Here is a 23,286-nt window from a genome sequence, read left to right on the forward strand (position 1 = left end):
TTATCTAATTGTTAGGGATAAATTTAAAATTGTAAATATAACATCAAGATGGATTAAGATTTCTTATTCAAACAAAAACAAAAAAACAATAATTGGTTGGATTCGCTGTGAAGATACGAGTGTTTGTAATTAATATTCTTATTAATAAATAATGATAAATAACCCGAATCGCGGATAAGAAATTGACTTGAAAAATAGAAGAACTAGAGCCATCAGTTGAGTTACCACACCAAACCTAAAGCTCTAGTCCTAATGTTCAATAGTACCGAATTATTCTGCGTAATTGATGATTTCTTTCTTAAATTTGAAGCAACTTATTGGAAATTTCTCAAACAAAGTCGTCACTCCGTAAGAATTCGCCCAGCTCAATTGAGCCTCTCAGAAATCAATTTTATCGCCATTTGGTATAAGTGTTCTCATATCAACAATTTCAAAGCATTCTTTTCATGGTTGAAACAGGATAAAAATCATTTATTTAAAAGCTTACCCTGCTACCAACGGATGATTCACCTCATCAATATGCATCAATTGGCACTACATGCATTACATGTCGCCTTAATGAAAGACAATTTAGTGACGAGTAAAGCACGTAGTATTCATGGATTTCTAAGTGGGATTTACGCATCGTTATGTGCATATCAATTAACCCATCGAAATAAGCCGAAAATTCAAATTATAGAATCATTGGCTTAAACAGGATTCGGGTTAAATAGCACGATGCTTTGAAATATGGCTTTAGCCATGTTTCAAAGTCGGGCAACTTTGCGACTATTACATTTTTTAGTCATGACTAAAAAACAGAGCAAAGTACAGTGCTAAATTATTTAGGATCAATCACACATAAATCTCTATTTTCCAAATAGTTACATAATTTTTTCATCACTCTAACGCAAGGTTTAGCCTTATTGTCTACGGTAAGGGGAAAGTCATACCCCACCAGCCTAAATTAAAAATCAAATGTGAACCTGCATGTTTCAGGGTAATCATAATCGCTATTCCTAACCACCACACCCCAAAACCAAGCAGCAACAAACTGCTCAAAAAACCTGCATGATGGAGAAACTCACCCAGTTCGATGAAATGTGTTGCATGTAGTAAGTGTGTAGCCTGTTCACCCAAAAGTAATAATGCCAATGCTCCTGTGCCAATCGGCCCGACCGCCAACCAGCCTGTCATGGCCAATTCCTGACTGGGCAATTGATGCAAGGCCAAACGCAAAAATAAAATGCCCAAAATCAGCATGGCAGGAAAAACCGAAATGCCCCACAAAATATAGCTGCCAAATAAAATACCCACGGCATGAGGACTGACTGGCAAATGCTGTAACAACACCGCGCCCGAGGCTGCCGCCACTTCACACGCTACAATGGGTAAAAGCCAAACTGCGGTCATCTGTTGTAATTGATGGCGCTGACAACTGAACATACAAAATGGCACCACAAACGCCACCATCACGGCCATCAATACGTCGAGATACCACAACCATTCAGCAACACCTATTATGGCTGCACCATACAGCACTACCCCATATTTCAAAGCGCCATTAATCAGCGTCGCCAATGCCATTGGAATGGTGCCTAAAAATAAACTCATACTGGGATGGGTAAAAATCTGTTTGGCTTCCTGCGGGTACAGTAGCCAACGCAAACCATACAAACTGCTAAATAAGATAAAAAGCAGCCCATTGAACACCCACAATCCCGCACCCAATTGCCAAAAAATAGGATGCACAAGACTAAACTCCGCCAATACAATCGACAGGATGCCTGTCCCTATACAAACGGTAAACCAGTTCGGTGTAAACTGACGGATCACATCATGCCATTGTGGCAACTGATGAAAGGGTTTGTTCATGTGGCTTCAACCCAAATTAAGAAGTTATGTTGATATTACAACCTATTTTAAATAAGAAAAATTGATTATTGTTTATTTTTAAAATCAGCTTTCCTAATATTGACGCAGTAGATCAATAAATTTTTCTGGGTAAAAACACAACAACAAGACGAATGCTCAAGAATATGGCAATATATAAGCCTGATTATTTTTCATTTATTGATTAGCCCATGAAGCTGCTCCGCCTGAATGCTTTAGCGCCAGACTTTCAATTACCTCAAACCGCTGTGACGATTGGTAATTTTGATGGCGTCCATTTGGGACATCAAGCGATGATTCAGCAACTGAAACAGGTTGCTGCACAACAACAACTCAAATCGTTAGTCATGATTTTTGAGCCACAGCCTTTAGAATTTTTTCAAGGCTATGAGGCTCCGCCACGCATCAGTTCACTTCGCGAAAAAGTCGAATACTTAACTGAATTGGGCGTGGACTATATTGCCGTGGCCAAGTTTGACAATACTTTCCGCAGCTTAAGTGCGGAAGCATTTGCCAGTATTTTAAAAGACCAACTGAATGCGCAAAGCCTCATATTGGGCGATGACTTTCACTTTGGCAAAAACCGACAAGGCAACAGTGAATTTCTGAAAAATTATGGCTTTGATGTTCATAATTTACACACCATTGCACTTGAAGGTGAACGGGTCAGTTCAACCCGTATTCGTCAAACCCTCGCAGCAGGTAATTTAGCACTCGCAGCACAGTTATTAGGGCGACCTTATAGCATCACAGGTCGGGTGCAATATGGCGACCAAATTGGACGAACCCTAGATTTTCCAACGATTAATGTACGCCTCAACCGTCATAAACCTTGTTTAAACGGTATTTATGGTGTCGATGTCATTTGTGAAACTACGTCTTTACAAGACAAAGTTGTACAAGAGAATTCAGAACAAAAAGGAATTTTGGGTTATCAAGCAACCGCTTTGTTTGGTGCGGGGCATGTCGGAACACGACCTGCCATACAACAAGCGCATCCAGAATGGCGATTAGAAGTACATTTTCCCAATGTTTCTGCTAATCTGTATGGCTTGTTAATGCGGGTCACTTTCTTAAACTACTTACATGGTGAAAAGAACTACCCTTCGCTGGAAGCACTTAAAGCGGGAATTGATGATGATGTGGTGAAACTACTAGAGTTTCGCCAAAACACCCCCACATTTCCCTTTTAAATACTAATCAATTTTATGTAAAACGCGTCAGCCGAGCCGCTGATTAAATTGGAAGACATCTTGCATGAGCGATAAGCAAACTCCTGAAAATGCAGTGGATTATAAAGCCACACTAAACCTCCCAGGTACTGAATTTGCAATGAAAGCAAATCTTGCAGTACGTGAAGCAAAATGGTTAGAAGAGTGGTATGCCGACAACATTTATCAGCAGATTCGTGCGTCGCGTATTGGCAAGAAAAAATATGTCCTGCATGACGGCCCTCCGTATGCCAATGGTCAAATCCATTTAGGTCACGCGGTCAATAAAGTCTTAAAAGACATCATTATCAAAAGCCGTATCATGGATGGTTTTGATGCTCCTTACGTGCCGGGTTGGGACTGTCACGGTCTTCCAATCGAATTAAAAGTGGAAGAAAAAGTCGGCAAAGTGGGCGTGAAGGTAGATGCTTCAACTTTCCGTAAAGCCTGCCGTGAATATGCCTACACCCAAGTTGAACTGCAAAAGAAAGACTTTGTGCGTATGGGCGTATTTGGCGATTGGGATAATCCTTACCTGACCATGAACTTCAAGCAGGAAGCGGACATCGTTCGTTCGCTGGGCGCAATTGCAAAAGCAGGTCATATTGAACCGGGCTTAAAACCTGTCAACTGGTGTTTGGACTGTGGTTCAGCTTTGGCTGAAGCCGAAGTGGAATACGAAGACAAAAAGTCAGATGCGATTGACGTTGGTTTCGGTGTTGTTGATTTGGCGGATCTTTCTGCTCGTTTAGGTGTGGACGTTCAAGATACGACAGACATTGTGATCTGGACCACCACCCCGTGGACTTTACCTGCGAACCAAGCAGTAGCTTTACACGCTGAACTTGAATACCAATTGGTCAAAGCTCGCGGTGAAGAAAAAGCAGAGCAAAACTTTATCTTGGCGAAAAACTTAGTTGAATCTGCCACTGAACGTTATGGTTTTAACAGTGTTGAAGTTTTGGCTGAATTCACGGGGAATAAACTTGAGCATTTAAGCTTACAACACCCACTCATCGCAGATCGCCAAGTGCCTGTGATTTTAGGTGAACACGTGACTGCCGATAGCGGTACAGGCGCAGTCCACACTGCACCTGGCCATGGTGTGGACGACTATAAAGTTGGCTTACAGTACAACTTAAAAGTTGACAATCCAGTGGGTGGCAACGGCGTCTACTTACCAACGTCTCCAATTTTTGCAGGCGAACATATTTATAAAGCCAACCCACAAATCATTGCCGCTTTAAGCGAAGCTGGCAAATTGTGGGCGCACAAGCCAATCAAGCACAGCTACCCACACTGCTGGCGCCACAAAACGCCGATTATCTTCCGTGCCACGCCACAGTGGTTTATCAGCATGGATGCTCAAGGTCTACGTCAAAACGCTTTAAATGCGATTGAAAACGAGATCAGTTTTGTACCAGATTGGGGTAAAAACCGTATTCAAGCGATGATCGAAGGTCGTCCCGACTGGTGTATCTCACGTCAACGTACTTGGGGTGTGCCAATCCCATTCTTCGTGCATAAAGACACCAACGAGCTACATCCACGCACAGCAGAGTTGATCGAAGAAGTTGCGAAACTGATCGAACAAGAAGGCATTGACGCTTGGTATAACCGCGAAGCGAAAGACTTTATCGAGGATGAAGCAGAACAGTACAACTGTGTGCGTGACACTTTAGATGTGTGGTTCGACTCAGGCACAACGCACTATGCTGTGCTGCGTGAACGCGAAGAACTCACCGATCCTGCTGATTTATACCTTGAAGGTTCAGACCAGCACCGTGGTTGGTTCCAGTCTTCATTGTTGACTTCAATTGCCATCAATAAACGCGCACCGTACAAAGGCTTACTGACCCACGGCTTCGTGGTGGATGAAAAAGGCCGTAAGATGTCAAAATCTTTGGGCAACATCATCACCCCACAAGACATCATTAAAGATATGGGTGCAGATGGTTTACGTTTCTGGATTGCATCGGCTGATTACCGTTATGAAATGACCGCAGGTAAAGAAATCTTTAACCGTGCATCCGATGGCTATCGTCGTATCCGTAATACCTTGCGTTTCTTATTGGCAAACTTAAATGGTTTCACCCCATCGACTGATGCCCTACCTGTAGATCAATTGATTGCACTAGATCAATACATCTTGCAACGTGCAGCAGACGTACAGAAAACCATTCAACAAGCTTATGAAGATATGAACTTCCATATCGTCACCAATGCCTTGACTAACTTCTGTATTAACGACTTGGGTGGTTTCTACCTCGACATCATCAAAGACCGTCAGTACACCACCAAAGCAGATTCGCAAGCGCGCCATTCGGCTCAAACTGCGCTGTATCATTTGGTTCAAGCCTTTGTGCGTTGGATGTCACCGATTTTAAGCTTTACCGCACAAGAAGCATGGCCACTGATTCCAGAACAAACTGAGAAATATGTGTTCACTGCGGAATGGTATGACATTCCTATGTCATCGACTGCAAACTTATTGTCAGAAGCGGACTGGCAAACCTTGATTGCGGTGAAGTCTGCCGTGAACAAGCATATTGAAGTTGCACGCAACGAAAAACTGGTGGGTTCAAATCTCTCTGCCAAAGTCGAACTTTGGGCAAATGAAGAGTTGAAAGCGGTGCTAGATCGCCTAGGTGATGAACTTCGCTTCGTCCTGATTACTTCACAAGTACAGGTCTATGCCTTTGATGCGACTCAGGGTCAGGAAGCCGATCTAGCAGGTTTACGCGTGCAAGTCTCTGCTGCGGAAGGTGAAAAATGTGCACGTTGCTGGCATGTCCTGCCAGATGTGAATACACATCACGAACATCCAGGGCTATGTGCACGTTGTATTATTAACCTCCCTACTGGTCAAGGCGAAGAGAGAAAATATGCCTAATCCACAACAGAAAGCGGGCCTGTTTCAATTCTACCCACACAATTTGCTGTGGGTGGGATTATCTATTGTGGCGATTGTTCTAGATCAATGGACCAAATGGATTGCGTCTACGCACCTGAATTATGCAGATCCGGTACCTGTACTGCCTTTTTTAAATTGGACCTTGTTACATAACTATGGCGCAGCCTTTAGTTTCTTGTCCGATGCTGGCGGTTGGCAACGTTATTTCTTTACCTCACTTGCAGCCTTGGTTTCAGTGATTTTTGTGTTTTGGCTGATGCGCATGCCAAAACACATCACGATTTTACCCATGGCAATTGCCCTGATTTTAGGTGGTGCTGTAGGAAATTTAATTGATCGCGTCACCTTGGGTTATGTGGTCGATTTTATTCATGTCTATTACAACAATAGTCACTTCCCTGCATTTAACCTTGCCGACAGTGCCATTACCTTGGGCACCATTCTGCTGCTTATAGATACGTTTTTCTTAGAAAAACATCGAATTCAACGTGCGGATATGCAACACCATGAATGAAATTATTAATCCAAATGAAGAAACTCGTATTGAACACGGTTCAAAAGTCGATCTTCATTTTTCCGTTGCCATTGAAAATGGCGTAGAAATTGACAATACCCGTAGCCGTGCTGAACCTGTCAGCTTGGTGATGGGCGATGGCAGTTTACTCCCAGGTTTTGAAAAATCCCTATTTGGTCTACGTGCAGGTGACCGTCGTACCGTCAGCCTTCCACCAGAAGATGCTTTTGGGCCATGGAACCCTGAAAATGTGCAAACATTTGATACGGTGAAATTCGAGCAACGCCCTATTGAAGGCCACATGATTGAGTTTGAAGATAAAGCCAAACAAAGTCTGTATGGCGTCGTTAAAACTGTCGGGGATGATATTACTGAAGTGGATTTTAACCATCCATTGGCGGGTAAAAACATTACCTTTGAAGTGGAAATCTTCAAAGTGACTCCTGCGGGTCAACAAGGCGTGAAATTCATGTAAAAGCCTGCTTTTACAACATAAAAAACCCTTCAACTGTGAAGGGTTTTTTTATGCCGTACAGAAAACTAAAGATATTTTAATAACGGAATCTGCTTATTCTGATGCTTAAATTTAGAAAACCACAGCATCAAAGGATAAAGCACGATGCACAGGATAATCGCAATCCACCAAAGGGTAGATACTTGATTTACCCCAAAGTAGTCACCATGATTCTGTCCCCAAAGCGCCACGGCAAGCACATACAGTAATTTTAAAACAAATAAATGCACAATATAAAAGAACATCGGTACTGAGCCATAAATAATTAAGGGACGTACCCATGCCCGCTGTTGCACTTTTTCCAATACCACAAGCAGTAACAGCCCCAAGCCAACATTCCATAAAATAAACAATAAGGACGGCGGATACTTGGTCAGATTAAAAAAGCTCATCAAGGTTTGCAGTGGCGTCGACATTTCTAACCATGCACTATCACCATAAAAATTTAACATTCGGAGTATCAGAAACACGGTGATACTGCTACAGCCAAATACCCATAAATATATACTTCTTCGTTGTGGCGTCATCTGTGCTTGAAAAACAGTTGCCCCAATACTATAACCCAGCAAAATTACTCCAATCCAAGGCAGTACAGGATAAGAAGTTCGAAGTTTGAGGAATTCCCCCCATTCAATCCAACCACGCTCATGTAAAATCAACCAGATCGGCTGTAAAATAGGCATTTGTTGCAAGGAAACCTGATCCAACAGGTTATGCCCAAAAATAATCAATACAGCAATCAACCACAGAATTCTCTGTGGCAACCCAATCAGCATCGCCAAAACAATCATGCTGATACCAATGGCCCAAATCACTTGTAGATAAATCACTTGCGGTGGGAACTGTCCTGTCCATGCAAAATTAATCACCAACAACTCGAGTATCACTAAAAATAAACCACGTTTAAGCAAAAACTCGCGCGTCATGCTCAAACTGTTGTGTTTAGCTTGGTATAAATACGCCGATAATCCCGTCAAAACCACAAAAACTGGAGCACACAAATGTGCCAAAATTCGGCTAAAAAACAAACTGGCTTCCGTTTCCTCAATACGCATGGGGTCGGGAACTTGATGATGTAAATAAAAGGTTTCACGGACATGGTCGACCATCATAATTAAAATGACCAGACCACGAAGTGCATCAATCGCTTGAAGGCGTTGGGAAAGTGCAGACATGATGAAATAAATAGATATGTTATAATATTACATATACTATGCGTTTTTGAACCCAAAATAAACCCAAGCGCGCTATTTAGCACGCCTAATTTTTAAGAAAAATTAAATAACAAAATGATTGATTTATGGGCGAATTTCTTTGAGCTCACGGCGAATAAAATGCTGAATCATTTCCCGATAAATCTGTTCAATTAAATCAGGATCGGTGCCCTGTTGTGCCGCCTGTTTACGAACTTTGGCAATCACCTGCTCTACCCGTTCTGGAGATTGCACTTCATGTTCAGTGCGCTTAAAACGTACCGCTTGATCGACATAAAACTGTCGGGTGGTAATGAGCTCAATCAGGTGCTGATCAATCACATCAATTTTATCTCGAACTTGCTCGAGCGACTCACATTTCTCTTTCTGCATTGGTTTTATCTTCTGGTGTTAAGCTGGAGTGATCTGCTTCGTTTTCAATTTTATATTTTTCTTCTAACACATTACTGAAAATACTTTCAATCATCCAGACTCGATATAAGCTATTAAAGGTATAACGTTGACCATCAAGACGTAATTCGAGCACTGGAAAATCAGGTTGTGACTTCATTTCACACAATACATCATTTTCTTTCAGTTTGGCTTGAATATCCTCTTGTTTCACATCCTGTAACTCTAGCTCCAACTCACGTTGCAATTCTTGATAATGTGCCTTAAACGATAAATCTTTGCCTTGGGTCCATACCGCTTGCAAAATACGGTGCATGGCTGCAATCCGCTGCTCTTCAGGCACACGATAATACAACTGTGCCATCGCATAAGTGGCTTCTTTAGTCGGACGACAAAATGGGGTAAATGCCACTTCTGTCCGTTTAGATAAACGGGTTGCCAAGCTCCAGTCAAACCAGTCTCGCCCATGATAACTCAGTGGGTACACAGTTAACTGAATATTATAATAATCTGCCAATTCCTCTTTAATATAGGCCAATAACAGCCATGAAACTGGATCTTCTAACGCAATATATAAATCTAACTCTGGATCAAGTGCTTGAATTTCATTTAGTTCTTCTGCATCACTAATTAAATGCTCACGCCATTCGATATGATTGATGAGGAAAATCGGATTACCTGTCAGTAATTTTTGTTGTTTTAAACGGCGGGTTAAACGCAGCAGATCATCCACTGCATGGTATTTACGGTCTGAAAATTCAAAATAACTGGCAAGGATGGCATCATCATTAAATACCCGTTCTGGAAAGTGCTGTTCCTGATGATGTTTACTCGCCATGGCATATAAAGTACGCAACTTACCATACTGCTTCTGCCACAGCATATGAAACACATCTTCGAGTAAATACAGAAAGTCCTGACCTTGCAATGGGGTATTTCTTAAAATGGTCTCCGCTTGTGCCAAGGCTTCTTGTGGTGGCTGTTCAGGGGTTTCATGGAAACTGAAGCGGTGCTGTTTGGATAGAATCTGCGCATCGTTCAGGCAATAGTGTTGCCATTCTTGCGCTGACATCTGATTCGGTGGCTCGGGAGCTTGACTGGAAATAATGACTTTGAGAGGTTTAAGTTCATCACTCAAAATTTCTTCTAATTGTGGCAACTGCTGCACAGCCAAATAACTATAAACATCGTCTAAACGTAAATGAATATTGAGCCCATGCTCCGTGGACAATACCTCTTGACGAGTTGGCTTTTGATAAAACCATCTCGATCGGATCGGATCGAACCAACGGCGTAACAGTGACATGAATTGCCTCTAATCTAGAAAGAGCGGGTAATGTTGTTTTGAACCCGCAGAAAATGACCAATACGATGAACAGAATGTCTTAAAATACAATAAGTCTTGAGCAAAACGTAACATAATTCAAGACAAAATGTTCAATCCTTCCCGATAGGCTACAGTTCTAAATTTAAATCAGTCACTGCACCCTTTTCGGCTCCGGTGGTCAGTTTAGCAAACTTCGCCAGCGCACCGTGGGTATAATTTGGTTTTGGCTTGACCCAACGGTTTTGCCGTGCGGCAATTTCTTGTTCAGAAACATGCCACGTCATTTCCCGTGTTTCGGCATTAATCGAGATGCGATCTCCGTTTTGAACAAGACCAATTGGTCCGCCTTCATAAGCTTCTGGGGTCACATGTCCAATCACAAAACCATGACTGCCTCCAGAAAAACGACCATCGGTAATCAGGGCCACAGATTTGCCCAAACCTTTACCAATAATCGCTGAGGTCGGTTTCAGCATTTCTGGCATGCCCGGCCCACCTTTAGGCCCTTCGCCCCGAATCACCACCACCTCACCCGCTTGAACTTCGCCATCTAAAATGCCACGCATTGCGCCAATTTCACCTTCAAAGACACGCGCAGGCCCTTCAAAGTACAGGCCTTCTTTACCGGTAATTTTAGCCACGGCACCCGTTGGAGACAAATTACCCTTGAGCACCACCAAGTGAGAGTCTTTTTTAATCGGGGCATCAAACGGTAAAATAATCTGCTGACCTTCAGGGTAGTCTTCAACTTCGGCTAAATTTTCCGCCAAGGTCTTTCCAGTCACGGTTAGACATGAACCATCAAGCATGCCAGCATCTAACATCCGCTTCATCAGCGGTTGAATGCCTCCAATCGCAATCAGCTCAGACATCAGATATTTGCCAGATGGACGTACATCGGCCACTACAGGAATATCTTGCCCGATACGGACAAAATCATCCAAACTCAGTTCAACTCCAGCGGTATGTGCCATCGCCAGTAAGTGCAGCACCCCATTGGTCGAACCGCCCAAGGCTATCAGCACTTTAATCGAGTTTTCAAATGCAGCTTTGGTCATAATATCGCGCGGTTTCAGGTCTAAGCGCAGCAAATTCATCACCGCTTCACCTGCTTTTTGACAGTCGATCCGTTTTTCATCCGAAACCGCTTCTTGTGCCGATGAACCCGGTAAACTCATGCCCAAAGCTTCAATCGCAGAGGCCATCGAATTTGCAGTGTACATACCACCACAGGAACCAGGCCCCGGCAGCGCCACTTCTTCAATCTGTTTGACTTGAATGGCACTGATTTCACCTTTGGCGTGTTGACCCACGGCTTCAAAGACAGAAATCATGTCGGTATGCCCTGCGCCCGGCTTAATCGTCCCACCATAGACAAACAAACCCGGACGGTTTAAACGGGCTAAGCCCATGATGCAACCCGGCATGTTTTTGTCACAACCACCAATCGCAATCACCCCGTCATAAGCCTGACACCCTACTACGGCTTCAATCGAGTCGGCAATAATTTCACGGCTCAGCAATGAATACTTCATACCTTCGGTGCCATTAGAAATGCCATCTGAAATGGTGATGGTATTAAAAATAATGCCTTTACCGCCTGCCTGATTGACCCCTTTTTCAGCCTCACGTGCCAAACCATCGATGTGCATATTACACGGCGTGACATTGGCCCATGTCGAAGCAATACCCACAAAAGGACGAGTAAAGTCTGAATCTTTAAAACCTGTGGCACGCATCATGGAACGTGCAGGTGCATTTTCGATGCCTTCATAAACAGGGGCTGAATGTTCGCGGATATTGTCTTTACTCATTGTATTTGTCCTTGGCGATGGCAGCGTATTGCTCTACAGTCTTGGCAATTTTTCTGTTTTTATTGTATAGAAAGTAAACTACACATGAAAGCGACTCGCTGGGTATTACATGAGCCCATTTATTGTTTTTCTACTCAAATCAGGTCACATGACCAAGCGACATGGATGTCGCTGTTGCCCTATGCAGCAAGGATGCTGCATTAGGGCAACAAAGCATTTTGTTACTTTTACGCTGTCAAAAGTAAGGAATTATCTACCCATTACCATTTTAAAATCTTAAAGCAAAATGTGATCGTGACAGTTTCTAGCAACATTAAAAAAGCACTCCATTTGGAGTGCTCTTTCTCATCAGTAAAACCTACCGATTAAATGTCACGTACTGCGCCTTTTGAGGCACTGGTAGTATGCATCGCATAGGCTTTTAAAGCTTTAGAGACTTTACGCGGACGCTGTTCAGCAGGCTGCCAGCCTTTGGTTTCTTGCACTTCACGGCGCGCAGCCATGGTTGCTTCATCCACGGCTAAGTGAATACTACGGTTTGGGATATCGATTTCGATACGGTCGCCATCTTCCACCAAACCAATCGCACCACCTTCAGCCGCTTCAGGTGAAACGTGACCAATGGATAGACCCGATGAACCACCCGAGAAACGACCATCGGTGAGTAAAGCACAATCTTTACCTAAACCTTTCGATTTTAAATAACTGGTTGGATACAACATTTCTTGCATACCCGGACCACCACGCGGACCTTCGTAACGAATCACCACCACATCACCAGCCGTGATTTTGCCACCTAAAATCGCTTCTACCGCAGCATCTTGGCTTTCAAAAACACGTGCTGTACCGTTGAATTTCAAGATGGAATCATCCACACCTGCTGTTTTCACAATACAGCCTTCTAATGCAATGTTGCCATAAAGAACAGCCAGACCACCATCTTGAGAGAAAGCATGTTCAGCATTACGAATGACACCGTTGTTACGGTCACCATCTAAACGAGAGTAGTAACGGTCTTGTGAAAATGCCGTTTGCGTCGGTACACCGCCCGGTGCTGAGCGGAAGAATTGATACACTTCTTCGTCTTCAGTACGGATGATGTCCCATTTATCCAAAGCATCTTTTAAGGTTTTTTCATGCACAGTCGGTACAGAAGTATCCAACAAGCCTGCACGGTCTAATTCACCCAAAATCGACATAATGCCACCTGCACGGTGTACATCTTCCATATGCACGTCTTGTTTTGCAGGTGCAACTTTACACAGCACAGGTACTTTACGTGACAAACGGTCAATGTCAGTCATAGTAAAGTCAACTTCTGCTTCATGCGCCGCTGCCAACAAATGCAATACCGTATTGGTTGAACCGCCCATTGAAATATCAAGGGTCATGGCATTTTCAAAGGCTGCTTTGGTGGCGATTGAGCGTGGCAACAAGCTGTAATCGTTTTGTTCGTAATGACGTTTGGTGATTTCAACGATTAATTGACCAGCGCGCTCGAATAGTTTTTTACGATTCGCATGTGTCGCCAAAGTTGAACCATTGCCTGGAAGGGACAGACCCAAAGCTTCGGTTAAACAGTTCATTGAGTTTGCAGTGAACATGCCCGAACATGAACCACAGGTTGGACAAGCTGAACGCTCGTATTCAGCCACTTCTTCATCAGTGAAGCTGTCATCTGCTGCCACAATCATGGCATCGACAAGGTCAATCGCGTGTTCATTGCCACGGATTTTCACTTTACCCGCTTCCATCGGCCCGCCAGAAACAAAAACCACAGGAATGTTCAGACGCATAGACGCCATCAACATGCCTGGGGTAATTTTGTCACAGTTTGAAATACAGACCATCGCATCAGCACAGTGCGCATTGACCATGTATTCCACTGAGTCTGCGATTAAGTCACGTGAAGGCAATGAGTACAGCATGCCATCATGCCCCATCGCAATTCCATCATCTACTGCAATGGTATTAAATTCTTTTGCTACACCGCCTGACGCTTCAATTTGACGTGCCACAAGTTGACCTAAGTCTTTAAGATGCACATGACCAGGAACAAATTGAGTAAAAGAGTTGACCACCGCAATAATCGGCTTGCCAAAATCTTCATCTTTCATACCTGTTGCACGCCATAAACCACGTGCGCCAGCCATATTTCTTCCATGTGTTGATGTTTTTGAACGATAGTCAGGCATTGTGTATTTCCAACAAAATTTGTGCTTGATATGAATCTGCGATTCATTCTGGCTAAAGAAGACTGATCATTGAGCATGAATCAATCGAAACATAGGCAACATCATAATACTACAGCTATGTGTTTAACAGACAACCCGCTTTTCTCTTTCCTGCATCACGATATACAGGCTATATTTCGACAAATGATCTCAAAGAAAACTGTACGAACCTACTATAAACCGAGCACAGGAAATTAAATATAAAACTTTCATGAATATTTTTTTAATTTTGCATAACTAAAAGTTTTCAAATACCGATACCCTTGCTATTTTTTTGCGTCGCATATTCAACCAATATCGTGATTGTTACAGCGCATATTGTAGATTCGGCTTAGCGTTGCTTTTGACATATAATAGACACAAGTTTCTATGGAATTTGATGTGTGAAAATCATCTTTGCCGGTACACCTGAATTTGCTGCATGTGCTTTGGCAGCGTTACTGAAAACAGAACATGAAATTGTGGCGGTATACACCCAACCCGACCGCAAAGCAGGTCGTGGTCAAAAACTGACGGCTTCAGCGGTCAAACAGTTGGCATTGGAACATGATTTACCGGTGTATCAACCTTTACACTTCAAATCTTCCACTGAGGAAGGCTTAGCAGCACAACAACAATTAAAAGATTTAAATGCCGATGTGATGGTGGTGGCCGCTTATGGTCTGATCTTGCCGCAAGTGGTTTTAGATACGCCGAAATATGGCTGTCTGAATATTCATGGTTCCTTGTTACCACGCTGGCGTGGTGCTGCACCGATTCAACGTGCCATTGCTACAGGAGATGCTGAAACAGGTGTCACCATTATGAAAATGGCGGCAGGCTTAGATACAGGCGATATGATGTATAAAACCCTGTGTCCGATTGAAGCCACCGATACCTCTGCCTCATTGCATGACAAACTGGCGCTGCAAGGGGCAGAAGCTATTGTTGCCGTGTTGCACTCTGAACAAACCTTACAGCACTATTTAGCCGAACGTGAAGTACAAGATGAAGCGTTCACAGTCTATGCACATAAACTCAGCAAAGCTGAAGCGCAAATTGATTGGTCTTTAGATGCCGTACAGATTGACCGTAATATCCGTGCTTTTAATCCTTGGCCCGTGGCATTTATCGCACTGGATGAGCAAAATAACTTAAGAGTCTGGAATTCGGTCTTATCGCATGAAACGACGGAAAATACCCAAGTCGGTGAAATTATTGCGATTGATAAACACGGTGTACATGTTGCCTGTGCCAATCATACCGTCATCACACTAACTGCTTTACAATGGCCGGGTGGTAAACCGCTTAATGCCGTACAAATTTTACAAACCCAAAAACTGAATATTGGACAAATTTTATAATGAGACAATCTCCCAACGCCTCTGGTAAGACTTTAAACTTACGTGCTCAGGTTGTTAAAACGTTATTGGCTGTCCAAAATGGTCAATCACTGGCATCGGTGCTTCAGCAACACATGGCCATTGTGTCTGACAAAGATCGTGCCTTGTACCATGAATTAGTTCTTGGCTGTTTACGCCAATGGCACGCACTGAAACAAGTGACTTTACCGTTGTTGTCTAAACCACTAGAAAACCAAGTCGTTGAAACCTGTTTATACGTGGGTTTATACCAATTGTTGTGTACCCGCGTTGCAGCGCATGCGGCTATTTCTGAAACGGTAGATGCAGCAAAACAATTGGGTATGGAAAGCTTAAGTGGTGTGGTCAACGCCATTTTGCGTCGTGCAACACGTGAAACAGAACAGTTCTACGATGTCCTAGAACAAGCCTCGAATTTGCCGAGCTGGTTATCCAAACGTTTGAAAAAAGACTGGGGCGAGCAATTGGCTGAAATCAGCTACGAGCTGAAACAAGTTGCACCCTTAACCTTGCGGGTTAACACCTTACAAGTCAGCCGTGACGAATATCTTGAAATTTTAGAAGATGAAGGCATTGAAGCACATGCCTGTGAACTTTCGAATGTCGGTATTGTGCTTGATGAGAGTATTCATGTGCCTAGCCTGCCTGGTTTTGAAGCAGGTGGTTTTTCAGTACAAGATGAACATGCTCAACTCTGTGCAACATTGTTACCTGACTTGAATGGCAAATTCGTGATTGATGCCTGTGCAGCACCTGGGGGCAAAACAGCGCATATTTTAGAGAAATATCAGCCTAGAAAACTGATCGCACTCGACCAAGATGAAAAACGCTTAAAACGTGTCGCTGAAAACTTAGAACGTTTGGCTTTAAGCGAAGAGCCAGTGGAAATTATCACTGCCGATGCAGTGAAATGGACATCGCCTGAACTTGCGGATTGTATCGTCCTTGATGCACCTTGTTCAGCCATTGGGGTAATCCGTCGCCATCCCGATATTCGTTTACTGCGTCAGTCGGGCGATATTGCCAAAACAGTACAACTCCAAAAGCAAATTCTTGAAAATATGTGGCAACAACTCAAAGTCGGCGGCACATTGCTGTACATCACCTGCTCGATTTTGAAAGCCGAAAATGAACAGCAAATGGTCGACTTCTTTGCTGGGCATACAGATGCGAAAGAAATTAAAATTGATGCCGATTGGGGGATTGAACAGATTCATGGTCGCCAATTGTTCCCACAAATAGGGCGTGGCGATGGTTTTTATTATTGCTTAATCGAAAAAACGGCCTAAACCTTTTTAAGGAAAACAGAAACTTTGGTTTCTGTTTTTCAACCTTAACTCACATACTTAAATATCACCAGACTCAGCGCCAAACAGGCCATACCTGTGACTAAGCCATAGACGGTTTCATGCCCTTGTGCATATTTTTTAGCGGTCGGCAGTAGTTCATCGAGTGCCAAATACACCATCACCCCACCAATAATGCCAAATACGGTGCCATACACACTAAAACTTAAATACGGTGCCAAAAGAAAATAACCAACCATTGCACCTAAAGGTTCAGCAAGCCCTGAGAGTAAACTAGCAAGTAAAGCTGCACTTTTTTTCCGTGTTGCCATATAGACAGGCAAAGCAATCGCAATACCTTCAGGAATATTATGAATAGCAATGGCTACCGCAAGCGGTGCTCCAAGTGCCGGACTTTCCAAAGTTGCAAAAAAAGTGGCCAAGCCTTCTGGCAAGTTATGTGCCGTAATCGCAAATAAAGTCAACAATCCTGTACGTAATAATTGTTGTTGATTAATCCCCTGCACACTTTGGTTTTCAATGGTTTCGTGAGGGTTGGGGATACAACGGTCGAGAATTAAAACTAAAATCACACCCAGTAATAATGATAAAGTGCCGAAGGCATAGCCCGTTTTATCATCAAAAGCCTGACTAAAAGAATGAATGGATTTGTTTAAAATTTCGGTCAAAGAAACATAAATCATCGCCCCAGCGGAAAATGCCAATCCAAACGAGAGAAAGCGATAACTCGGCTGTTTAAAGAATACGACCAAAGCACCGCCCAGAACTGTCGCCAGTCCTGCAAGCAAGGTCACGCCAAATGCAACCCACACCTGATGCGGTAATAAGGTGTCCATAAAGTGATGCTCTAAATAAGAAAGCCACTATCTTAAATGATAATGGCTTTCATTTGCATATACTCAGTATTTACTGAAACAAATTATTTACAACGTGTGCTGATCTTTCACTTCGTCCAGCACTTCATCCAATTCTTCAGGGTTTTTCATCAAATGGAGAATCGACAATGCCAACCCGCCCCAGAGAAATACCATTGAGATAATCATCATTATGATAGCTTTAGTATTCATTCTGCTTCTCCTAGCGATCTTTCATTTTGCTGAGCACAATTGCCACAACAGCACAGAAAATCACGCTGCCCCATCCAAATACACCTTGCAAGCTCATGCTGTAAGTGTCGTAACCATTCATCACTAAGTTGAACAGGGTCATTCCTAGTGTAGTAATTAAAATAAACGTGGTAATTACAGTTAATGTAAATGCCCAACCTTTACCTAATTGAATGGTCGAGATACGGTTGACATGATCACGCAGTTCCATCAGTGCAGAACGTTTAAACCAAGCGATACAGATAATTGATGCCAATGCACCACCGATAATCCCGATATTGTTGATAAAGTGGTCAATAATATCCACCAGCTTAATCGCATTTACGCTAGAGAATAAAAAGATTGAAACCAGCGCACTACCACCACCAATAATCGATACAGCTTTTGAACGGCTCCATTTTAACTTGTCTTGCATGGCAGCAATTGGAACTTCCAAAATACTTACCATAGAAGAAATACCCGCTACAAATAACGAGGAGAAAAACAGAAGACCAAATAAATCTGCACCAGCACCCAAGCTCGAAATAATTTTCGGGAAAGCAATAAATGCAAGACCAATACCGCCACTCACAACATCTTTAACGTCTGTACCTGCAGCATGTGCCATAAAGCCCAATGCAGCAAAAATACCAATACCCGCTAAAATTTCAGTTGAAGCATTGGCAAAGCCAACAATTAAGCCCGAGCCTGTTAAATTGGTTTTTGGTTTTAAATAAGATGAATAGGTCACCATAATCCCGAAACCCACTGACAGTGAGAAGAAGGTATGACCATATGCTGCTAACCACACCTTATAGTCCATCATTGCGGACCAGTTCGGGGTAAAGAATGCATTTAAACCTTGAGCTGCACCAGGTAAACGTAAAGCTTGAATCACCAAGAAAGTGAACAATACGAACAACAAAGGCATAAAGATTTTGTTCGACAGTTCAACCCCTTTCTTCACACCACCAAACAAGATGATCAAGGTGAGTGCCCAAATACCAACTATTGGCCAAAACAAATGGTTAACAAACTGTAAATCTAAACCTGTGGCCTTAGATGTTTGTAAATAGGTATTGAAGAAGAAGCTTTCTGGATCATTGCCCCATGCTTGGCCAATCGAGAAGTAAACATAACTTCCTGCCCAAGTCAGTACGCTGGCATAGTACAAGCCAATAATGATACAGACACAAACTTGCCACCAACCGAGCGTTTCACCCCCTTTAAATAAAGCGCGATACGCTTTAGGAGGCGAATTATTACTACGATGCCCGACAGCATAGTCTAAAAATAATAGCGGTAAACCTGCCGTAATTAATGCAAGTAAATAAGGAATAAGGAACGCACCGCCACCGTTTTCATAAGCAACGTAGGGGAAACGCCAAATATTACCTAAACCAACAGCCGAACCAACGGCTGCAATAATAAAACCAGATCGTGACGTCCAGTTTTCACGAGAATCTGCCATGAAACACACCTAAATCTTGGGGTAACTTTTATTGCTGCTTGTTATACGGATTAATATGGCTAGCAAAAAAAGCACCATTCAAAAATCTTTTTGTTGTTTGATTTAGCTTCCACCTTTTGGGTGTTTCGTTCTAAATTGCAAACAGATGAAATGCACACAAAATCTTGGTTAAAGTCTTTCGGATTGTTTTCACCTCTTAATCATTGAACAATACTCACTTTTGTTATTTTTTGCTGTAATTTCTGGATGAAAGTTCGTCCTTTTGTATTCTATTTTTAATCAATTGATCAAAATATAGCTCTTTTTTTATCATATTTTTTAAAATAGATTAACAAAGCCCAAAATGCAAGATTTTTAAAATACTGGAAAATTCCCTTAATTTATTGATTATTGTGTGCTTACATTTTATCTATCTAAATATCTTTTAGTTGAGTATCGTGATTTAGCATCACAATCACACACCAAACTCAAAATTTTAAAATAAATTTATGATTTCATTCAAGTTTATGTCACACCTTCCACCAAGCTTAAGCTCAGTTCAAGCAGAGTAGAATTCAAAATCTAAAAAGATATTTGTCACTCACAATCATTTTTATACCTAAATCAGAAATCTGCTTCTAGCAGATTCATCACTATCTGCACTTTTATGTAAAAAAGCACTTTGACTACTGTTTCTTTTTTCGCATCGCTATATCATGCTCTGAAATACAACCGAATAGCTCTTGTTTTAACCTTTTTTAACGCAAACACACAACACAATTTAGGATAAAAGCATGAAAGTAGCACAAGCAGGATTATTGGCATTAGGCGTAGGTTTGAGTGGCTTAGCTCAAGCAGATTTAGTCGCACTTAAAGGCGATATCAGCTATTGGGCATATGATGGTCATGCTGAAATGAACAACACAGCCCCTTTTTCAAAGGAAAAACTGGACAATGAAGGCGCAGTCCAATTTTCTGTCGCTTTAGAACACCCAGTTCCGATTATTCCAAATGCCAAAATACGCTATGTTAATTTAGACTCTCAAACAGAGAGCAGCGTTGTTGGGCAGCCCAATTATGCCGTTAACCTTGATCACGCTGACTTCATTCTCTATTACGAAATTTTAGACAACGTTGTTGATCTGGATATTGGTGCAGGTGCAACCACTTTGAATGGTGACATCACCAATTTTGCAGGACAACGTACCAGTATTGATGAAACCTATCCGATTATTTACGGTACAGTCGGTGGTAAATTACCATTTACAGGTTTAAGTGCGAAAGCAGAGCTAACCTATAGCAACTTTGATGATGCGCAATTAACCGATGCTTTGGCGGAAATTCAATACAACTTTATCGATAACATGCTCGTCGATGTTGGTGTAAAAGCAGGTTATCGAATTTTCACTGTTGATTTAGATGACTATAACCGCAATGACATTAAACTTGACTTCAAAGGTCCTTATATTGGTTTAGATGCGCATTTCTAATTTCTGAAGTGCTACTAAAAAAGCTGAATGTTTGCATTCAGCTTTTTTATTTGTCCGTCTATCCAGTTAAGATGTAGCATTAAAACTGGCATGATATTGAACATTGCCTTGTGGAATTTCATTTTCAAATGCAAGTACTTGAAAATACTCAGCAGGAACCCCTTCCAGTACCAATTGACTCAGGGGCCGAAAGCCAAACCGTGCATAATAATCAGGCTCTCCCAACACCACACACCCTTTTGCCTGCCGCTTTTTTAACTGGGCCAATGCCGTTTCAATTAAATCTCGACCGATGCCTTGCCCCTGAAATTCAGGTAAGACTGAAACTGGACCTAAACCATACCAAGCTTCTGTACCTGATGAAATTCGCACAGGAGAAATTGCAACGTGTCCAATTAGCTGTCCATCAAGTTCAGCAACTAGAGAAATACTGAGTTGTCCTGACTGCCGTAATGCACGCACGATAAATTGCTCATGATGATCACTATAAACTACCGATTCAAATGCCCTCATGGTCAAGTCTTCGATGTGATCAACATCTTCAGGTTGCTCAGCTCGAATTGACCCGATATGCTTTTTGTTTTGCATAAGCACCTCAATATTCAAATTCTTGATGTACGTTTTTGCTTACAGAGAACAACGATTTTTACGTCTATATACATTCCTTATTTCCTTTTATTATAAAAACATACAGAGACAGGAAGTTTCTTTAAATAATAACAAAGATTGCAGGAAGCATCGTAATTGACAGGAGTTGATTACATATAACCTTATACAGAAAAGCCCTGTCAGGATGATGGGGCTTTTCTTTTTATACAAGCAGCAGCATTCAGAATCTAAATAAACCAAATCGGATAAACATTACAGAATGCTTCTATTTCTTAAAATAACTCATATTGACTCCCTATATTGCACTACCTAACATCCTAAATATTTTAATCACATCAGGAATTTTATTTTGTTGCACGTATCCTCTCTAAACCCTTTAGCCACATTGAAACAATCAACACGAATTAAATTCGGTATTACTGCCTTAATTATGTTCATGATCACAGGCTGTTCAGGTTTAGGCGGTGGCTCTTTAGAAAAACGTGCAGCAAAACTGTCTACTGGCATCCAAAAGGCATACGCTGTTGACTCAACGACAGCAAACCGAGTTTCACCGATGATTGTGCAAAGTGCAGAACTACATCAGGTCGATCCTTTACTGATTGCTGCCATGATTCGACAAGAATCAAGTTATCGTAACTATGCTGTTTCGCCCGCAGGGGCTATTGGTTTAACTCAAATTATGCCGATGTATTGGCAACAAACTTGCTCAGGTGATTTATTTGAAGAAGCCAGTAACATCAATTGTGGCACCTATATTTTAGCTAAATATAATCAATCTGCAGGGAGTTGGAAAAAGGCCCTTGCCTATTACAATGTTGGACCTACAGGCTATGAATCGAGTTGGAAAATGCGCCGCCAAGGTAAAAAATATGCCAAACAAGTGAAACAGCACGAAGAAAAACTCAAAGGTTCACTCTAAGCTTTGGTTTCAGGAATTAAAAAGCCCAACCTAAGATGGACCTTTTATAACGTCATATTTATAAACTTTTTAAATATGCAATAATATCTTTATTTTCAGCCATTTCAGCTAATTCAAGTGCAGTATATTCTGAGCGATAATCGATTCTTGCTCCCTTACTGACCAGTAATTTAACCACACCTAAATGGTCATTTTCAGCCGCAGCTTGTAGTGCACTATAGCCCTCTTCATCTGTTTGATTCGGATCAGCTCCAGCCAATAACAACTGCTCAACTTGCTCTACATCACCCAAAGATGACCAGTAAACAAGTTCAGGAAGATGCAGTTCTTCATCATCTTCAGGAAGAGGGGTAAAAGAGTTGAGTTTCATCGGATATACCCTTTTTTATTTTAACGTTTAAACCTCAATTAAAGCTTAATTTTTTTAATACAGCCATATCAATTTAATTAAAATCGAATAATTGAGCTTAACAATAACTAATAAAATAGCTTGCCATGTAATTACTCAGGACGTATAAAACACTGCAAGCCAGCTGGTGATTTGCTTGGGATCATTCTAAACAACCTTGCATTTGGCATGTACAGGAATATTAATGTAATCGCCCACGGATAATTCATATTTTGAACCGCTGTCAAATTCTAAAATTTCTTTTCCTTCAACAAGCATGATCCATTCTCTCTCATTCTGATTATACCAACCTGTATCAGGAGAGCTATCCTTATTATTGAAGCATGAATAATGTTCTCAAATACTTCTAGTTAGATCTTTCGGAAGTGGATCGAATATATTGACTGAATTCATACCCATAAATTCACCTCATATCATGTATTCAATCTACATTAACTGTTATTTAGTATCTTCTAAAGTTAGCCTCAAATGACTAATCATTATTTTTAATCACATTTTTGGATGTTTTTTCAAAAGAAAAATTTTTCTAATAAAGAAACACCCCCTAACATTGGTTAGGGGGTGTTTGAATAAATGAGCTGGCGATGACTTACTCTCACATGGGTAACCCCACACTACCATCAGCGCTAAGAGGTTTCACTTCTGAGTT

General features: G+C 41.9%; 19 protein-coding genes and 1 pseudogene. 9 read left to right on the forward strand and 11 right to left on the reverse strand.

Annotated elements, in window-relative coordinates; all coding sequences use genetic code 11:
• Positions 1-252 precede the first annotated feature (252 nt).
• On the forward strand, positions 253-693 hold the full coding sequence (locus tag DCO44_RS15650) for a hypothetical protein (RefSeq protein WP_116763510.1): 441 nt from the start codon (positions 253-255) through the stop codon (positions 691-693).
• 225 nt (positions 694-918) lie between these two features.
• Here DCO44_RS15650 and DCO44_RS15655 read toward each other — a convergent pair.
• Positions 919-1,854: pseudogene (locus DCO44_RS15655) on the reverse strand (C4-dicarboxylate ABC transporter); the annotation flags it as partial.
• 209 nt (positions 1,855-2,063) lie between these two features.
• On the opposite strand from DCO44_RS15655, the gene ribF reads away from it, so the two are divergent.
• The 4 genes from ribF (at position 2,064) to DCO44_RS15675 (ending at position 6,986) form a co-directional block, all read left to right on the forward strand.
• On the forward strand, positions 2,064-3,065 hold the full coding sequence (gene ribF / locus DCO44_RS15660; RefSeq protein ID WP_116763514.1) for a riboflavin biosynthesis protein RibF: 1,002 nt from the start codon (positions 2,064-2,066) through the stop codon (positions 3,063-3,065).
• 64 nt (positions 3,066-3,129) lie between these two features.
• Complete coding sequence (gene ileS / locus DCO44_RS15665) at positions 3,130-5,976, forward strand: isoleucine--tRNA ligase (RefSeq protein ID WP_116763516.1); 2,847 nt, start codon at positions 3,130-3,132, stop codon at positions 5,974-5,976.
• The gene (lspA, locus tag DCO44_RS15670; RefSeq protein ID WP_116763517.1) at positions 5,969-6,511 is read left to right on the forward strand and encodes a signal peptidase II; all 543 of its coding nucleotides are present in this window, start codon (positions 5,969-5,971) and stop codon (positions 6,509-6,511) included. The genes ileS and lspA overlap by 8 nt, the downstream gene beginning before the upstream one ends.
• On the forward strand, positions 6,504-6,986 hold the full coding sequence (locus tag DCO44_RS15675) for an FKBP-type peptidyl-prolyl cis-trans isomerase (protein ID WP_116763519.1): 483 nt from the start codon (positions 6,504-6,506) through the stop codon (positions 6,984-6,986). Before lspA ends, DCO44_RS15675 begins: the two co-directional genes overlap by 8 nt.
• 65 nt (positions 6,987-7,051) lie before the next feature.
• Here the strand turns inward: DCO44_RS15675 and DCO44_RS15680 are convergent, their stop codons facing one another.
• From DCO44_RS15680 to ilvD (DCO44_RS15700), 5 genes are all read right to left on the reverse strand, one after another.
• Positions 7,052-8,200 carry a DUF1624 domain-containing protein gene (locus tag DCO44_RS15680; RefSeq protein ID WP_116763521.1) on the reverse strand — a complete coding sequence of 383 codons (1,149 nt, stop codon included), beginning with the start codon at positions 8,198-8,200 and terminating at the stop codon, positions 7,052-7,054.
• Between the two features lie 123 nt (positions 8,201-8,323).
• Entirely contained in the window at positions 8,324-8,611 is a 288-nt protein-coding gene (locus tag DCO44_RS15685) for a chorismate mutase (RefSeq protein ID WP_116763523.1), read from the reverse strand.
• The gene (locus DCO44_RS15690; protein WP_116763525.1) at positions 8,592-9,935 is read right to left on the reverse strand and encodes a hypothetical protein; all 1,344 of its coding nucleotides are present in this window, start codon (positions 9,933-9,935) and stop codon (positions 8,592-8,594) included. The genes DCO44_RS15685 and DCO44_RS15690 overlap by 20 nt, the downstream gene beginning before the upstream one ends.
• 149 nt (positions 9,936-10,084) lie before the next feature.
• Positions 10,085-11,770 (reverse strand): dihydroxy-acid dehydratase, encoded by a 1,686-nt coding sequence (gene ilvD / locus DCO44_RS15695; RefSeq protein WP_116763527.1) that lies wholly within the window; start codon positions 11,768-11,770, stop codon positions 10,085-10,087.
• Between the two features lie 365 nt (positions 11,771-12,135).
• Positions 12,136-13,965, reverse strand: a complete 1,830-nt coding sequence (ilvD, locus tag DCO44_RS15700; RefSeq protein WP_116763529.1) for a dihydroxy-acid dehydratase — start codon at positions 13,963-13,965, stop codon at positions 12,136-12,138.
• 422 nt (positions 13,966-14,387) lie between these two features.
• Between ilvD (DCO44_RS15700) and fmt the strand changes: the two genes are divergently transcribed.
• Positions 14,388-15,347 carry a methionyl-tRNA formyltransferase gene (gene fmt / locus DCO44_RS15705; protein WP_116763531.1) on the forward strand — a complete coding sequence of 320 codons (960 nt, stop codon included), beginning with the start codon at positions 14,388-14,390 and terminating at the stop codon, positions 15,345-15,347.
• Positions 15,347-16,654, forward strand: coding sequence for a 16S rRNA (cytosine(967)-C(5))-methyltransferase RsmB (gene rsmB, locus DCO44_RS15710; protein WP_116763533.1), 1,308 nt, complete (start codon positions 15,347-15,349; stop codon positions 16,652-16,654). The genes fmt and rsmB overlap by 1 nt, the downstream gene beginning before the upstream one ends.
• 44 nt (positions 16,655-16,698) lie before the next feature.
• On the opposite strand, the gene zupT is transcribed toward rsmB, so the two are convergent.
• The 3 genes from zupT to DCO44_RS15725 form a co-directional block, all read right to left on the reverse strand.
• A complete protein-coding gene (zupT, locus tag DCO44_RS15715; RefSeq protein WP_116763535.1) occupies positions 16,699-17,508 on the reverse strand; it encodes a zinc transporter ZupT in 810 nt (269 codons plus the stop codon).
• A gap of 87 nt (positions 17,509-17,595) precedes the next feature.
• Positions 17,596-17,739, reverse strand: a complete 144-nt coding sequence (locus DCO44_RS15720; RefSeq protein WP_016165722.1) for a methionine/alanine import family NSS transporter small subunit — start codon at positions 17,737-17,739, stop codon at positions 17,596-17,598.
• Between the two features lie 10 nt (positions 17,740-17,749).
• Entirely contained in the window at positions 17,750-19,228 is a 1,479-nt protein-coding gene (locus DCO44_RS15725) for a sodium-dependent transporter (protein ID WP_116763537.1), read from the reverse strand.
• Between the two features lie 773 nt (positions 19,229-20,001).
• Between DCO44_RS15725 and DCO44_RS15730 the strand changes: the two genes are divergently transcribed.
• Positions 20,002-20,697: a TIGR04219 family outer membrane beta-barrel protein gene (locus DCO44_RS15730; RefSeq protein WP_116763539.1), complete on the forward strand. Its 696-nt coding sequence runs from the start codon at positions 20,002-20,004 to the stop codon at positions 20,695-20,697.
• A 66-nt stretch (positions 20,698-20,763) separates the two neighbouring features.
• Here the strand turns inward: DCO44_RS15730 and DCO44_RS15735 are convergent, their stop codons facing one another.
• A complete protein-coding gene (locus tag DCO44_RS15735) occupies positions 20,764-21,285 on the reverse strand; it encodes a GNAT family N-acetyltransferase (protein ID WP_116763541.1) in 522 nt (173 codons plus the stop codon).
• A 451-nt stretch (positions 21,286-21,736) separates the two neighbouring features.
• Here DCO44_RS15735 and DCO44_RS15740 point away from each other — a divergent pair, with 451 nt between their 5' ends.
• On the forward strand, positions 21,737-22,228 hold the full coding sequence (locus DCO44_RS15740; RefSeq protein WP_116763545.1) for a transglycosylase SLT domain-containing protein: 492 nt from the start codon (positions 21,737-21,739) through the stop codon (positions 22,226-22,228).
• A gap of 58 nt (positions 22,229-22,286) precedes the next feature.
• Here the strand turns inward: DCO44_RS15740 and DCO44_RS15745 are convergent, their stop codons facing one another.
• A complete protein-coding gene (locus tag DCO44_RS15745; protein ID WP_116763543.1) occupies positions 22,287-22,598 on the reverse strand; it encodes an ankyrin repeat domain-containing protein in 312 nt (103 codons plus the stop codon).
• Positions 22,599-23,286 lie beyond the last annotated feature (688 nt).

This window comes from Acinetobacter sp. AM, from assembly GCF_003105055.1.
GTDB classification, from domain to species: domain Bacteria; phylum Pseudomonadota; class Gammaproteobacteria; order Pseudomonadales; family Moraxellaceae; genus Acinetobacter; species Acinetobacter tibetensis.